Source organism: Paraburkholderia sp. SARCC-3016, from assembly GCF_031119615.1.
GTDB lineage: Bacteria > Pseudomonadota > Gammaproteobacteria > Burkholderiales > Burkholderiaceae > Paraburkholderia.
Genome location: NZ_JAVHZD010000005.1, coordinates 98,584 through 113,538 on the forward strand (window position 1 = coordinate 98,584; position 14,955 = coordinate 113,538).

The following is a 14,955-nucleotide window of genomic DNA, read 5'->3' on the forward strand; positions in this document are numbered from 1 at the left end:
CGGGGTAGAACTACAAAGTGGCATGCATGTAATCCGGCAATCCGGCCGGTTGCAGAAAACATATCGGAGACAAAGCAATGGAAGACATCTCTCGGCAGGCTCCGGCCCCCGCGTTCTGGCGGAACCGCTGGTGCCAACTCTTCGTCGGCATCTTGTGCATGGCGTTAGTCGCCAATCTGCAATACGCGTGGACGCTATTCGTCGCACCGATGAATGCGCGTCATCACTGGGGCCAGGCTTCAATCCAGCTTGCCTTCTCCATCTTCATCCTGACTGAAACGTGGCTCGTTCCACTGGAGGGTTATTTCGTCGACCGGTTCGGTCCGCGTCCCGTCGTCGCAGTGGGGGCGATCTGCGCAGGTCTTGCATGGGTGATGAATTCGTTTGCGACTACGCTTCCCGAGCTGTACGTGGCGTCGGTGATCGCGGGCATCGGTGCGGGCGGCGTCTACGGCACCTGCGTCGGCAATGCGCTGAAGCTGTTCCCCGATCGTCGCGGTCTTGCTGCGGGTCTGACGGCAGCGGGCTTCGGCGCGGGTGCGGCCGTGACGGTGATTCCGATTGCGAACATGATCACGGCGCAGGGCTACGAGCACACGTTCCTGTTCTTCGGCATCTTGCAGGGCGTGGTGATTTTCATCCTCTCGATGCTGTTGAGGAAGCCTGAGGCGCATAAGGGGCCGGCGATCAAGCGCAAGTTCGCGGTGTCGAAGACCGACTACACGCCTGGTCAGATGATCAAGGCGCCGGTGTTCTGGGTCATCTACCTGTGCTTCGTCGCGGTTGCGGCGGGCGGCCTGATGGCGACCGCGCAACTCGGTCCGATCGCGAAGGACTTCGGTCTCGCCAAGCTGCCAATGACGTTGTTCGGCGCAACGTTGCCGCTGCTCACGATGACGCTGTCGATCGACAATATCTGCAACGGCTTCACGCGTCCGCTGTGCGGCTTCATTTCGGACAAGATCGGCCGCGAAAACACGATGTTCGCGATTTTCATCGGCGAAGGTCTCGCGCTTCTCGGGCTCATGGAATACGGCACGAATCCGTATGCGTTCATGACGTTCGCCGCGCTGATCTTCCTGTTCTGGGGCGAGATCTTCTCGATCTTCCCGGCCATTTGCGCGGACACGTTCGGCAGTAAATTCGCAGCATCCAATGCGGGCACGCTGTACACCGCGAAGGGCACCGCATCGCTGCTCGTGCCGGTCGCATCGGTGCTCGCGGCGACGGGCGGCTGGAACCTCGTGTTCATCGTGTCGGCGGTGATCACGATCGCGGCCGGCGTCTCGGCGAAGTTCGTGCTTGCGCCGATGCGGGCACGCTGGATCGAGGCGAGCGACCCGCTCGTGAGTGATGCCACCAAAAGTGGTGGTCCGTCACGACTGAGCACGTGGCCCGAGCAAACGGGCGAGTAATGACGTAAAAATGAGGACGCAAATGAGCCGGCCTGCAATCGAGCGGTAACTCGCGGCAATCACAGGCCGACCATTTCGCCTCACAGGAGCCAAGCGGCGTACACATGAACGTTTCATTGCAGCAACTGAAGGTGTTCGTCGCTGTCGCGCGCCAGCGCAGCTTTACGCGCGCCGCGCGCGAGTTCGATCTGACGCAGTCGGCCGTAAGCCGCTGCGTCCGCGAACTCGAGGAAGCGATCTCGTTGCGACTGTTCGATCGGACCACGCGCCAGGTCGAACTGACGCTGGCTGGCGCGAGCCTTGCGCGGCGCATCGGGCAACTGCTCGACGAAATCGATCTGACATTGCGTGAGGAGCGCGCGGCGCACCACGGCCATACGGGCGTCGTCATTGTGGCGAGCAACCCCGTGCTGTCGTCGAGCTGGGTACCTGAATGCATTGCCCGTTGCGCGACCGTCTTTCCCGGTCTTGTCGTCGATGTCAAAGATGAGCCGCAGGACGCCGTGCTCGCTAGTGTCGATCAGGGCGATGTCGATTTCGGCGTCGTCTCGGACTTCGACGCGCACAGCAACGATACTTTGCTGGCCCAACCTCTATTTTCCACTCCCCTTTGCGCTGTTCTGCCCGACACGCACGCGCTTGCCCGCGGCACGACGCTGATGTGGAGTGCGCTCGGCGACGCGTCGCTGATCACGCTCAATGGCGACGCGGGCAGCCGTGCCGCGGTCGAGCGCGGGATCGGCGCACATCGTGTGCACGTGCGGCGCATGCAGGAATGCGGGCACGTCGCGGCGGTGCTGCGTATGATCGAACTGGGGCTCGGGATTGGCGTGCTGCCGGTTGGCGCGCACTGGCCGGCGCCCGCCGCGCGGCTCGTGGCGCGTCCCTTGCTGCCTGAAGTATCGTTCACGACGATGCTCGTGCGGCACCGCAACCGGACCTTGCGGCCCAATGCCGAAGCCGTGTGGTCGCTCTTCTGCGACCGCGGCCGCGCACCGGGCCGCACATCCGGTACGGCGCGCGGCGACGGGCATGCGTCGTCCGAGCCTGCATCGGCCGCGCCTGCGTCCGTTGCCTCTGCGCCGGCCGCAGCCGCTGGCGCAGCGCCGCTGCGCACGTCCAGACAAGCCTGAAAAAATTCGACGCTTCGGTAGGCCCGGGATCTGTCTTTGCAAGGAGTACAACCATGGGCACTGAATCCGACCTTCGGCAGCATGATCTGCTAATCAATGGAGAACGCGTGCCGCCCACGAGCGGCGAATACTCGGTCGATATCGACCCCGCCACCGAACAGCCGATTGCGCGCGTCGCGCGAGGCAACGCCGCGGATGTCGACGCTGCGGTGCGCGCGGCACGCGCGGCGCTTCCCGTCTGGAACGGCATGCGTGCGGGCGAGCGCGCGCGCGTTCTCACGCGCTTTGCCGATCTGCTGCGCGAGAATCAGCACGAAATCGCCGAACTCGAAAGCCTCGACGGCGGCAAGCCGATTTCCGGGGTATTGCGCCAGGATATTCCGGCTGCGATCGATACGCTCGCGTATTACGCGGGCTGGTGCGACAAGATTCACGGCGAAGTCGTGCCGGTCCGGCCCGACGCGCTCACTTACACGGTGCGCGAGCCCGTCGGCGTGGTCGCCGCGATCGTGCCGTGGAATTTTCCGCTGATGATCGGTATGTGGAAAATCGCGCCGGCGCTCGCGTGCGGCTGCACGCTGATCGCGAAGCCCGCGGAAATCACCCCTCTATCGGCGCTGCGCGTGGCCGCGCTCGCGCTCGAAGCAGGCGTGCCCTCGGGCGTATTCAACGTCGTGACGGGCAAGGGCAGTGTGGTCGGCGATGCACTCGTCGCGCATCCGGGCGTCGATAAGGTGACGTTCACCGGTTCGCCGTCGGTCGGTCGAGGCATTCTGCAGGGCGCGGCGAGCAACTTCAAACGCGTCACGCTAGAACTCGGCGGCAAGTCGGCGAACGTGATCTTTGCCGATGCGAATCTCGACAGCGCCGTGCGCGCGGCAGCATCGGGCGTGTTCTTCAATACAGGGCAGGTGTGCTCGGCAGGCTCGCGCATTCTTGCGCATCGAGATGTCTACGATGATGTCGTCGAGCGCCTCTCCGTGCGTGCGCAGTCGATCAAGGTAGGTGACCCGACCCAGCGCGAAACGGGCATGGGACCGCTGATTTCCGATGCGCAGATGAAAACCGTGCTCGGCTATATCGACATTGGCAAGAACGAAGGTGCGTCGCTCGTGACAGGCGGCACGCGAATCGGCGAGCGCGGTTATTTCGTCGAACCGACTGTTTTTGCAAACGTCGAGCACGAGATGCGTATCTCGCAGGAGGAAATCTTTGGACCTGTTGCAAGCGTGATCAGATTCGACGACGAGGCCGACGCGATCCGGATTGCCAACGGCACGCCGTATAGCCTCGCGGCAGGCGTATGGAGCGCCGATATCGGCCGCGTGCATCGCGTTGCGCATGCGCTCCGTGCGGGGACGGTCTGGATCAATACGTATGGCTATACCGATGTACGTTTGCCATGGGGAGGGGCGGGCGACTCGGGCTTCGGCCGCGAACACGGGGACATCGCGATCGAAAACTTCACGGAGCCGAAGTCGATCTGGCTCGCAATCGATCATTGACATCACTGATCAGGATAGCGGCGTATGACTGAATGGCCGGTGGCGCGCAAATAGAACGGGGATCGAACGCATTGCTGCATTCGATCCCCGCCGGTCAATCGCGTCGTTGGACTTTCTCGTGCTGTTACGCGCCGCTCAACGCCATTCGTTCGCGCATCTTGACGAGCGCGAGCACCACGTCGATGGTCGGCGTCGGCTCGCCGACGAGGCGGCCCATTTCCTGCACGACGGTTAGAAGCGGATCGATCTCCATTGGCCGGCCATGCTCGAGGTCGACGAGCGTCGACGTCTTGTGCGCACCGACCGAACCCGCACCGTCGATGCGCCGTTCGATGTCGACGCGGAAGTGCACGCCGAGCGGCTCGGCAATGCGCTGAGCTTCAGCCATCATCGTGCGGCACACGTTGCGCGTGCCTGGATCGCCCGCGAGCAGATCGAGCGTCGCATGCGTTAGCGCGCTAATCGGGTTGAAGCACAGATTGCCCCACAGCTTGAGCCAGATTTCGTCGCGGATTTTGTCGCGAATCGGCGCATCGAAGCCGGCCGCCTGCATCATTTCATGAAGCGCCTGAATGCGCGGCGTGCGCTCGCCGCTCGGTTCGCCGATCGGAAACTTCTTGCCGTAGACGTGTTTGATCACACCCGGTTCGATGATTTCCGCTGCCGGATAAAGCACGCAGCCGATTGCGCGTTCCGGCCCAAGCTTGTTCCATTGCGTGCCGTCCGGGTCGATGCTCGACAGCCGCGTGCCCGCGAACTTGCCGCCATGTTGATAGAAGTACCAGTACGGAATGCCGTTCACGCCGGTGATGACCGCGGTGTGCTTGCCGAGCAGCGGCTGCATCGCATCGACGACGCCCGGAACCGAGTGCGCCTTCAGCGTGATGAGCACGTAATCCTGTACGCCGAGTTCGCTCGGGTCGGACGTGCAACGAACGCGCGCGGACACTTCTTCGCCGTCCATCAATACGCGTACGCCGTGCTCGCGCATCGCAGCGAGGTGCGGACCACGCGCAACGAAACTGACATCCGCACCGGCGCGCGCGAGTTGCACGCCCATCAACGCTCCAATCGCCCCTGCTCCAAAAACACAGATCTTCATGATGTTCGCCCTAATGACATTGAAAACCCGCTTGCCTCCTGTGCCGGCTTAATAGTACTTGCCGATGCCGGCATCTTTCGGTGCGTGCTGCGAGCGCAAAGCGCGTCGAGCGTCACGCATCCGTAACAGGCGATATAGTCAGCATAGGGGGCTGCATCGATTGAAGACAGTTAAAGTTTCTCGCCAAATGCATTAGCAATTACTTATGCGTGCCGACGACCTGCGGGCGAGGATCGAGAACATCAGCTTTGCGCGCGCCGCACCAGCAGAAAGCTCACACCGATTGCGCCGAGAAACATCCCGCAGCAGCGATTGAACCAGCGCCGCACGCCGGCGCGCGTGAGCCATTTCCCGAGGTACATGCCGGCTCCCGCATAGAGCCCGATAGCGAGCCATTCGAGAACGAGAAAGCTTGCGCCGAGCACGGCGAATTGCGGCAGCATCGGCTTCGCGATATCGACGAATTGAGGCAGAAACGCTGTGAACACGAGAATGGCTTTCGGATTTCCCGCGGCGACCAGGCATTCCTGACGCGCGATGCGAAGGAGCGACGCATCTTCGTGTTCGCGTTGCGCATCGAGCGCCGCCGCATCGCTTCGCCACAATTGAATGGCGAGCCAGATCAAATACGCGGCGCCGGAAAGTTTGATTGCGAGGAAGAACACTTCCGACGCGTGCAGTACGACCGCGAGACCCGTTGCGGCGAGCACCAGCATCAAGGCAAATGCGACGAGGCGGCCCGTGCCTGCGACGAACGCGGTCGTGAATCCATGGCGTGCCGCAACGTTGATCGACAACAGATTGTTCGGTCCTGGAGCCATGTTGATTGCAAAGCATGCAGGCAGGAAAAAGAGCCAGGCGGTGAAGGACATGATGATCGTATGTTGTGTCGAACGAAATTAAGGGCTGGAAACACCGTGCGCGAGCTTCGTGCTTTTAGCCTCATGCGCATGTGTCGTTTCAGCAATGAAGGACTCTCATTGTAGCGGCAGCATCCTTGCGTTTTAGCGCGTCGCGTATGTTCGGATGATTGACACGTGTGTGCTTTCATACAAAAACTCAGGAAATGTCCTATTCACGTAATGCGCATTCGCCACTAGACTGTTGCCTTCTTTGCCGGGCTGCGTGGCGCAATGAGGTGAACTTTCATGTGTTCGTCGTAAAGATCGGTTGAATCCGTTCACTTCATTCGTAGTACGTCACGCTGATGCCGTGCGTTAATCGCACTGCCGCTCACGCCCGCAGCCTTTCTGTTTCGACTGCGAGATATCCACGTGACGGTACGCCTACGTTCTTCTCTCGCGCACGGTCAGCGTACGTCCCCCGAGGCTTCGCTTCCAGCGCGTTTTAAACATAATCCGCTGTTCACCGCCGCTGCGCGCGCGGCATTTCTGATCGGCATTGCAGCGAGTTGCGGACTTCCCGCGGCTTCCGGCGCGCCGGCACTCGTCGCCGCCCACATGGCCTTGCACACGCCGTTGAGCGGTACCACGAACGTACCGTCGCGCGCGACGCAAGCCGATCAATCGGCGGACACAGCGAACGAGCCGCAGCGCGAAGCGAACGTCGCGACCGATGCATCCGATCTGCGCAATGCGATCGGATCGCTGTGGGCGACCCGCGGCGATACGCCGGCATCATCCGATACGACGTTGCGCTACGGTGCGCCGATCCTTGCGTCGATGTGCGGCTCGGCACCCGCGCTGTGCGTACCCGACGAATACGTCGACGCGGTACGCAACTGGCCTGCCGCGATGAACCCGAATGCGCGGGTCGACGGCAACGCCGATAGCGAAGCGGGCGGCGACGCGACACGCTTCCCGCTTGCCAGTGCATCGCCATGGGCGCCGTTCGAGGCGGGTGACGAATCGCGCTTCGTCACGCGCTCGGGACCGATCGAGCACGATTTACACGACGCGCTGACGCAAGCCGATTTGCCGGCCGATATCGTCGCGCAACTCGAGCATCTGTTCGCGGGCCGGCTCGACGCGCCGTTCGCCACGATGCCCGGCGGCGGGTTTCGCATCATCTACGAGCGCGCCGATCAGTCGGATGCGGTTACGCGTCATCCGCGCCTCACTGCTGCGGAAGTCCAGCTCGGCGATCGCACATACACAGCGCTCTGGTTCGTCGCGCCCGGCAGCACGCACGGCGAGTACTACGCGTTCGACGGCAGTCTGCTGCCTGGCGAGCCGTTCGCGATGCCGGTCAACTACGATCGGATCAGCTTGCCGTTCGGCGTGCGCATGCATCCGGTGTTCGGCGAGGAACGCTTTCATACCGGTGTCGACCTGACCGCTCGTTCCGGGGCTCCGGTGCTCGCGGCTGCGGCCGGCACGGTCGAATTCGTCGGCGTGCGCAGCGGCTATGGCCGTCACATCGTGATCGATCATGGCGAGGGCTATACGACCTGCTACGCGCATCTGTCTTCGTTCGCGCGCGGTTTGCGCGAGGGCATGAAAATCTCGCAAGGCGAGCGCATCGGCGCGGTCGGCCGCACCGGTGTCGCAACCGGCCCGCACCTCCATTACGAAGTGCGAATCAACGACGAGCCTGTCGACCCGCTCAAGCTGACCGGGCGCGACTTCGCAGCGCCGCTCACCCCCGCGCAGCGCTTCGCGCTGACGCAGGCGGCGGGAGCCGCGCAGGAGCAATTGACCGCGATATCGGAAAGCAGCACGCGCCTTGCTTCGACCCGGCCCGCGCCGCTGTTCTAAGCGCAATGCGGTGCGCGGCGCGATTCGCCTGCGGCCACGCGGACAGCGGGCATGTTTGACACGCCGCCGCCTGCTCCGCGCGACAGGACCCTCCGTCATCCTTAGAATTCCGCGCGCCGGGCACGGTCTACGCCGTGCGGCACAGAGGAGTGTTCGTTCTCGAACGTAGAAGTGCTACGATGCCCTGACGACGATGATGGAGGTGGAAATGGCTACCTATGCTATCGATGCCGTACGCATTAACCCGAGTACGGACCGCGTCACCCACGTTCGCTGGGCACTCGTTAACCCAAAAACGAACGAGTGGTTGTCGCCGCAAGAGATCGTCGAGGTATCGGACGTCGTCCATGCGATCCATGCAGGAAATGCGGTCTGGTCGCTATTTACGCTGGGCGGAATGAAACTGCTCGGGCCGAAAATCAAAACCGTTGCCCACACCGATGGCCTCGACGGCATCGACACCGATATTCCCGACGGCCACGTCGAGAAATTCATGGACGACCTGCCACGGGTCTGACTCTTCTCCCGTTATCTCTATTGCAGTGCGCCATGCAGCGATTGCAACGCGTGCGGCGCTCCACCGTCGTTTGAAAGAAGCTCGCGTTGCGTCGCACAGCCGGAATTCGACCGTGGCGGTGCGACGGTGCGTACGTTCGAGGAGAGACGCGATGACGCACATGTTCGACGAAGGCCTTGGCCGTTGCGACGCGAACTACGTGCCGCTCACGCCGATCGATTTCATTGCGCGCGCAGCCGAGATTTACGGCGAACGCCCGGCCATCGTATATGCCGAGGTGCGGCGCAACTGGCGCGAAACCCACGAGCGCGCATGCCGCCTCGCAAGCGCGCTGCAACGCGCGAACATCGACCGCGGCGACACGGTGGCAGTGCTGCTGCCGAATATTCCCGCGATGATCGAAGCGCATTTCGGCGTGCCGATGGCCGGCGCCGTGCTTAATACCATCAATACGCGGCTCGATATCGCATCGATTCTTTTCATGCTGCGCCATGCCGAGGCGAAGTTGCTGATCGTCGATAGCGAATTCGCCGAACTCGCCCAGCGCGCCGCGCTCGAATTGCCGTCGCTGCGCATCGTCAGTGTCTGCGATACGGTGCCTGCCGATGCACGCGCTTTTTCTCGCGCGACCGACTACGAAGCATTCCTGCTCGACGGCGACCCGCAGTTCGTCTGGACGCCGCCCGCCGACGAATGGGACGCGATCGCGCTGAACTACACGTCAGGAACGACGGGCGATCCGAAGGGCGTTGTCTATCACCACCGCGGTGCATATCTGAACGCGCTCAGCAATATTCTCGAATGGGATATGCCGAAGCACGCCGTGTATTTGTGGACACTGCCGCTTTTCCACTGCAATGGCTGGTGTTTTCCGTGGACAATCGCGGCGCGCGCAGGTGTCAACGTCTGCCTCCGCAAGTTCGACGTGAAGACGGTGTTCGACCTGATTCGTCGCGAGCGCGTCACGCACTATTGCGGCGCGCCGATCGTGCAGAGCGCACTTGCAAATGCACCTGCCGAATGGCGCGAGGGGATCACGCATCAGGTGTCGACGATGGTGGCAGGCGCACCGCCATCTCCCGCGGTCATCGCGCGAATGAAGGAAATCGGCTTCGATCTCACGCACGTCTACGGCTTGACCGAGGTGTATGGGCCCGCGTCGGTCTGCGCGAAGCAGCAGGGCTGGGACGCACTATGCGACGATGACCGTGCGCGCATGAACGCGCGCCAGGGCGTGCGATATCACCTGCAGGCCGCCGCGACCGTGCTCGATCCGCAAACGCTCGAACCGGTGCCGCGCGACGGCACAACGCACGGCGAGGTCATGTTTCGCGGCAATATCTGTATGAAGGGCTATTTGAAGAACCAGCACGCGACCGCGGAGGCGTTCCGCGGCGGCTGGTTTCACACCGGCGATATCGGCGTGCTGATGCCGGACGGCTACTTCCGCATTACCGACCGCAGCAAGGACATCATCATCTCGGGCGGCGAGAATATCTCGAGCATCGAAGTGGAGGACGCGCTGTACCGGCATCCGGCGGTGTCGGTGGCGGCGGTGGTCGCGATGCCCGATGCGAAGTGGGGCGAAGTGCCGTGTGCGTTTATCGAGCTCAAAGAGGGGGCGCGCGCCACAGCCGATGAGATGATCGCGCACTGCCGGATGCTGCTTGCGGGCTACAAGGTGCCCAAAGCCGTGTTTTTCGGTGAATTACCGAAAACGTCTACCGGCAAGATCCAGAAGTTCGAACTGCGTGCGCGCGTAAAGTCGGCACACGCAATCGATGTTTCGAGCCCTGTCACAGTCCCGCGCGGTGCGCGGTAAAAATCAGCCGTAGGCCGAGCGCCGCAATCGCGGTTGCGGCGAGACGATCGATGCCCTTCTTCGCTTTCGCGTAAAGCTCGCGCGCATGGCGGCTCGAAAAGAACACGGCAACGATCGTGTACCAGCCGGCTTCGATCGCAAACACTGCAGGCGGCAGCACGGCATAGGACCATGCCGGCGGGTGTTGCGGCAGCAGCGCGGCAAAGATACTGCCATAGAAAATCGCAGTTTTCGGATTGCTCAGTTGCGTCGACAGACCGACCCAGAACGAGCGCCGCGCATCGCCGCGCGCGTCGGTCTTCATGCCGTCGAACGTGAGCGGCGCGGCCGCACCGCGCCATATCTTCGACGCGATATAAATCAGATAAAGGCCGCCAGCGATTTTCAAGCTGACATATAGCCATTCGACCGCGGCCAATACGGTGTAAAGACCCAAAAGCGCGATGCCGCTAAAGAACACGCCGCCAATGCCCATCCCTAGCGCGGTGGCAAGGCCGTCGCGCCGCGACAGGCCGATAGCGTTGCGTGCAACCACGAGAAAGCTGGGGCCGGGACTCATTGCGCCGATCAGCAGTGCGCCGAGAATCGCGGCAATGGCGGCTTGAGCGGTCATAAAAATGTCTCCCGTGAGATGGTTTTGCCAAATCGCGATGCAGGCGCGACGACACGACGAACAGGCTTGCACGATAGCATGTCCTCGACGGGCCGCTGCCCCAGCGCTGTGCAAAAGAATATGTTTTGCTCGGGTCAATAAAGAATTTACAACGGCGGCAAAGCCGGCGCGCTGCCCGCAAACGTCGAGCCGGCGCGGTTCTTGCCGTTGCACTGCACGATTATCCGTCACCTGGCGCTGCGTAAAATCAGTGTAGAATCGCAGGCAAATCAGAGAAGCGACCCGCGACGCACTGGGTTCCATCAGCGAACGCTCGCCACGGCCATGCCGCATATGATTCACGCACACCACTCATCTGACGCGCAAGGTAAATCGCGGGCCGGCATTCGCCGTCAATCAGGCTTGTTGGGTATGGCCGGTATTCCTGTATCGTCAGGGCCGCTTGCGGCGTCCGCCAGGTTCGTCTAAAGGCTTCGCTGAAATGGCGAAGCCTTTGTGTTTTATAACGCGCGCAAATCGAGCCGCGATATCGATACTTTATGAAAGAACGAGAGGAACATCGATTGTTCGACGCCGACGGTGAGGCGCGCGACCGGCTGATCGTGTGGATCAGACGCCGCATGGAAGAGTACGGTATTTCAATCGAAGCGTTGGCCGCAGCGCTAACCGAAGATGCGGCGACTCCGAAATACCGCGACGCTTACGGCAACACATGGGACGGCAAGGGCGAGCGCCCCGACTGGCTCACGCGCGCGATCAACGCGGGGCAGGATATCGAGCATTTTCGCTGCTAGGCGGATCGGCGAAAAAAAAAGCCCGCTTGTGCGGGCTGAAAAAACTGCTAGGAGTTTCGTTGCGAGATGACTCGCAGGCCGGACTCTACCGCCGCAATGTGAAAGCTGCGTGACTCTTCCGCTGCTTGCAATGTGGCGGATCGGACCCTGCATGTGACGCATTTGACAGAGCGCCTGTGAATGTTACGGTGCGCATGGGTGGGTGGGGCGCCGATCGCAGAGGTCGGCGAGCGAACGCGCTGAGCCTTGGTGTTCCGTTGCCGGCGGGTCCGCATAAGCGAGGACAGTGTGAATTCAATCGAAGACCAGCTGATCGACGAAACTCCACGCGCGGCGCGCGCGCAACCGGCGAAGCCGTTTAGCGGCAGCGCCGCCCTGCTGCAGCGGCTCGAAGCCGATCTGCGCGGGCGCGTGCGAGGCGAAGTGCGCTTCGATCAGGGTTCGAAGGCGCTTTACGCAGCCGATGCGTCGAATTACCGGCAGGTGCCGATCGCCGTCGTCGTGCCGCAAGACCTCGACGATCTGATCGCGACGATCGCCGCCTGCGAGCGCAACGACGTGCCGGTTCTGCCGCGCGGCGGCGGCACATCGCAGAGCGGGCAGTGCGTTAACGTAGCGGTAATTGCGGATGCAAGCAAATTCGTCAACCGCATCGTGTCGGTCGATCCGGCGGCACGCACGGCGATCGTCGAACCGGGCGTGGTCTGCGATTCGTTGCGCGACGCGGCTGAGCAACATGGCCTGACGTTCGCGCCGGACCCGGCGACTCATAGCCGCTGCACGCTCGGCGGCATGATCGGCAACAACTCGTGCGGCGCGCACTCGGTCATGGCCGGCAAGACGGTCGAAAACATCGAAGCACTCGAAGTGCTGACTTACGATGGCGCGCGTTTCTGGGTCGGCCCCACATCCGAAGACGAACTCGCGCGCATCATTGCCGCAGGCGGTCGTCAGGGCGAGATCTACGCGGCGCTCAAAGCGCTGCGCGACCGGTACGCAGCGCAGATTCGCGCGAAATTCCCGCAGATCAAGCGCCGTGTCTCGGGTTTCAACCTCGATCAACTGTTGCCCGAAAGCGGCTTTAACGTTGCGCGCGCACTCGTAGGAACCGAAGGCACATGCGCTGTCACGCTGCAAGCGAAGGTGCGCCTCGTGCATAGTCCGGCGCAGCGCGTGATGCTGGTGGTCGGCTTCGACAATATTTACGTCGCGGCCGATGCCGTGCCGCATTTCATGCGCTTCAAGCCAATCGCGATCGAAGGACTCGATCGCGTGATGATTCGCGGCTTGCAGGCGCGCAGCCTGAAGGCCGAGGAAATTTCGCTGCTGCCGCCGGGCGATGCGTGGGTCGTGCTCGAATTCGGCGCCGATACGCAGGAGGCCGCTGTGCACGCCGCACAGGAAGCGGCGCGTTATTTCGAAGCAGGGCAGGCCGGTCCCAATGTGTCGACGAAGCTGGTCGAGGCGCGTGCGCTGCAAAACAAGGTGTGGTCGATTCGCGAGACGGGTGCCTCGGCGGTCGCATTGACGATCGAGCCCGGCAGTCCCGATCCGGTGGTCGGCTGGGAGGACGCTGCTGTCGACCCGATGCGGCTCGGCGATTATCTGCGCGCATTTCAGGCATTGGTCGACCGTTACGGCTACGAGACGTCGCTATATGGCCACTTCGGCGACGGCTGCGTGCATGCGCGCATTACATTCGACTTGCGCACGCACGAGAGCATCGGCCACTGGCGCGAATTCCTGCGCGAGGCGGCGCATCTGGTCGTCGAGTTCGGCGGCTCTCTGTCGGGCGAGCACGGCGACGGTCAGGCGAAGGCCGAATTCCTGCCGGTGATGTATGGCGACGAACTGATGCAGGCGATGGAGCAGTTCAAGGCGATCTGGGATCCTAAGCACCGGATGAACCCGGGCAAGGTCGTGCATCCCTACCGCGCCGATGAGAACCTGCGCATGGGTCCGACGTACAAGCCCGTCACGATACAAACGAAGCTCACATTCGCGAGCCGCGAGGGCGATGGCTTCCGGCGTGCCGTCGAGCGCTGCATCGGCATGGGCAAATGCCGCTCGCTCGAAGGCGGCACGATGTGTCCGAGCTATCGCGCATCGCGCGAGGAAGCGTATTCGACGCGCGGCCGCGCACATCTGTTCTGGGAGATGCTGCAAGGCGAGACGATCAAGGGCGGCTGGCAAAGCGAAGAGATCAAGGAGGCGCTCGATACCTGCCTTGCGTGCAAGGGCTGTAAATCCGATTGTCCGACGCATACCGATATGGCGTCGTATAAAGCCGAGTTCTTCTCGCATTACTATGAAAAGCATCCTCGTCCGCGGCAAGCATGGTTTATGGGGCGCATCGGCGAATGGGCGCCGTTTGCCGCGCGCTTCGCGCCGCTCGCGAATCTGATGACGTCGGCGCCGCTGATCGGCCCGATCGGCAAATGGGTCGCGGGCGTGGCACAGGCGCGCCGGCTGCCCGCATTTGCGCGACGCACGTACCGGCAGATCGCAGCGCAACAGCAGCAGAAGACGACCTCAAACGCAGCCGGCCATACAGGCAGCGCGCTCAACGCGCGCGGTGCATCGGCAAATAAGGTCATTCTGTGGGTCGATACGTTCAACGACCATTTCACGCCCGAGATCGCCTCGGCGGCAGCCGATGTGCTGACGCGTGTCGGTTTCGAGGTCGTTCTGCCGAAGAAGCGCCTGTGCTGCGGCCGGCCGCTGTACGACTTCGGCCTGCTCGATCGCGCGCGCGAACTGCTCGTGAACGTGCTCGACGATCTCGCCGACGAGATCGCCGCCGGCGTGCCGCTCGTCGGGCTCGAGCCCGGCTGCCTGTCGGTCTTCAAGGACGAATTGCTCAAACAGCTGCCCGACAGTGACGCGGCGCGGCGCCTGTCCGCGCAGACTTTCCTGTTCTCCGATTTCGTCGCGCGACAGCCGTTCGAGTGGCCGAAACTCGATGCGCAAGTCATCGTGCACGGTCATTGCCATCAGAAGACGTTGTTCGGCATGCAAGGCGACACGGCGCTGCTCGAGCGCCTTGGCGTGCAGTGGAAGTTGCTCGATACCGGTTGCTGCGGCATGGCGGGTTCGTTCGGTTTCAACGAAGCGCACTACGCAATGTCGGAGAAGATCGGCGAAGACAAGCTGTTTCCTGCCGTACGCGCGGCTTCACAACAGACAATCGTGTTGACCAACGGTTTTAGCTGCCGCGAGCAGATCGAACATGGGACAGGCCGGCATGCGCTGCATATCGCGCAACTTGCGCAGCGGGCGCTCGCGCAAGGTTCGGCGCAACTGAGTCGCGCGACGGCGGCAAGCGCGGTCTAGAGCA

Annotated in this window: 11 protein-coding genes; 8 read left to right on the forward strand and 3 right to left on the reverse strand. The window is 62.5% G+C overall.

The genetic code is table 11. The annotated features are described in order from the left end of the window. Nucleotides 1–77 precede the first annotated feature (77 nt). From oxlT to QYH69_RS07085, 3 genes are all read left to right on the forward strand, one after another. Nucleotides 78–1,415 (forward strand): oxalate/formate MFS antiporter, encoded by a 1,338-nt coding sequence (gene oxlT / locus QYH69_RS07075; protein ID WP_308831183.1) that lies wholly within the window; start codon nt 78–80, stop codon nt 1,413–1,415. Nucleotides 1,416–1,519: 104 nt separating this feature from the next. Beyond that, nucleotides 1,520–2,548 (forward strand): LysR family transcriptional regulator, encoded by a 1,029-nt coding sequence (locus tag QYH69_RS07080; RefSeq protein WP_308831184.1) that lies wholly within the window; start codon nt 1,520–1,522, stop codon nt 2,546–2,548. A 53-nt stretch (nt 2,549–2,601) separates the two neighbouring features. After that, a complete protein-coding gene (locus QYH69_RS07085) occupies nt 2,602–4,053 on the forward strand; it encodes an aldehyde dehydrogenase family protein (RefSeq protein WP_308831185.1) in 1,452 nt (483 codons plus the stop codon). A gap of 124 nt (nt 4,054–4,177) precedes the next feature. On the opposite strand, the gene QYH69_RS07090 is transcribed toward QYH69_RS07085, so the two are convergent. Both QYH69_RS07090 and QYH69_RS07095 read right to left on the reverse strand, forming a co-directional pair. Further along, a complete protein-coding gene (locus QYH69_RS07090) occupies nt 4,178–5,155 on the reverse strand; it encodes a 2-dehydropantoate 2-reductase (protein ID WP_308831186.1) in 978 nt (325 codons plus the stop codon). Nucleotides 5,156–5,397: 242 nt separating this feature from the next. Beyond that, entirely contained in the window at nt 5,398–6,027 is a 630-nt protein-coding gene (locus QYH69_RS07095; protein ID WP_308831187.1) for a LysE family translocator, read from the reverse strand. Between the two features lie 588 nt (nt 6,028–6,615). On the opposite strand from QYH69_RS07095, the gene QYH69_RS07100 reads away from it, so the two are divergent. From QYH69_RS07100 to QYH69_RS07110, 3 genes are all read left to right on the forward strand, one after another. Beyond that, nucleotides 6,616–7,872, forward strand: a complete 1,257-nt coding sequence (locus QYH69_RS07100) for a M23 family metallopeptidase (RefSeq protein WP_308831188.1) — start codon at nt 6,616–6,618, stop codon at nt 7,870–7,872. Nucleotides 7,873–8,080: 208 nt separating this feature from the next. Further along, nucleotides 8,081–8,389, forward strand: a complete 309-nt coding sequence (locus QYH69_RS07105; RefSeq protein ID WP_075160198.1) for a hypothetical protein — start codon at nt 8,081–8,083, stop codon at nt 8,387–8,389. 151 nt (nt 8,390–8,540) lie between these two features. Further along, on the forward strand, nt 8,541–10,211 hold the full coding sequence (locus tag QYH69_RS07110; RefSeq protein ID WP_308831189.1) for an acyl-CoA synthetase: 1,671 nt from the start codon (nt 8,541–8,543) through the stop codon (nt 10,209–10,211). On the opposite strand, the gene QYH69_RS07115 is transcribed toward QYH69_RS07110, so the two are convergent. Then, entirely contained in the window at nt 10,186–10,824 is a 639-nt protein-coding gene (locus tag QYH69_RS07115; RefSeq protein WP_308831190.1) for a LysE family transporter, read from the reverse strand. The two genes, QYH69_RS07110 and QYH69_RS07115, sit on opposite strands and share 26 nt — an antisense overlap. Nucleotides 10,825–11,363: 539 nt before the next feature. Between QYH69_RS07115 and QYH69_RS07120 the strand changes: the two genes are divergently transcribed. Next, nucleotides 11,364–11,618 carry an H-NS family nucleoid-associated regulatory protein gene (locus QYH69_RS07120; protein WP_075160201.1) on the forward strand — a complete coding sequence of 85 codons (255 nt, stop codon included), beginning with the start codon at nt 11,364–11,366 and terminating at the stop codon, nt 11,616–11,618. Between the two features lie 297 nt (nt 11,619–11,915). Further along, entirely contained in the window at nt 11,916–14,951 is a 3,036-nt protein-coding gene (locus QYH69_RS07125) for an FAD-binding and (Fe-S)-binding domain-containing protein (protein WP_308831297.1), read from the forward strand. The last annotated feature ends 4 nt before the right edge of the window (nt 14,952–14,955 follow it).

Excerpts from the sequence above, each read along its gene's own strand:
- oxlT (WP_308831183.1), top strand. The coding sequence starts at position 78 with ATGGAAGACATCTCTCGGCAGGCTCCGGCCCCCGCGTTCTGGCGGAAC.
- QYH69_RS07080 (WP_308831184.1), top strand. The coding sequence starts at position 1,520 with ATGAACGTTTCATTGCAGCAACTGAAGGTGTTCGTCGCTGTCGCGCGC.
- QYH69_RS07085 (WP_308831185.1), top strand. The coding sequence starts at position 2,602 with ATGGGCACTGAATCCGACCTTCGGCAGCATGATCTGCTAATCAATGGA.
- QYH69_RS07090 (WP_308831186.1), bottom strand. The coding sequence starts at position 5,155 with ATGAAGATCTGTGTTTTTGGAGCAGGGGCGATTGGAGCGTTGATGGGC.
- QYH69_RS07095 (WP_308831187.1), bottom strand. The coding sequence starts at position 6,027 with ATGTCCTTCACCGCCTGGCTCTTTTTCCTGCCTGCATGCTTTGCAATC.
- QYH69_RS07100 (WP_308831188.1), top strand. The coding sequence starts at position 6,616 with ATGGCCTTGCACACGCCGTTGAGCGGTACCACGAACGTACCGTCGCGC.
- QYH69_RS07105 (WP_075160198.1), top strand. The coding sequence starts at position 8,081 with ATGGCTACCTATGCTATCGATGCCGTACGCATTAACCCGAGTACGGAC.
- QYH69_RS07110 (WP_308831189.1), top strand. The coding sequence starts at position 8,541 with ATGACGCACATGTTCGACGAAGGCCTTGGCCGTTGCGACGCGAACTAC.
- QYH69_RS07115 (WP_308831190.1), bottom strand. The coding sequence starts at position 10,824 with ATGACCGCTCAAGCCGCCATTGCCGCGATTCTCGGCGCACTGCTGATC.
- QYH69_RS07120 (WP_075160201.1), top strand. The coding sequence starts at position 11,364 with ATGAAAGAACGAGAGGAACATCGATTGTTCGACGCCGACGGTGAGGCG.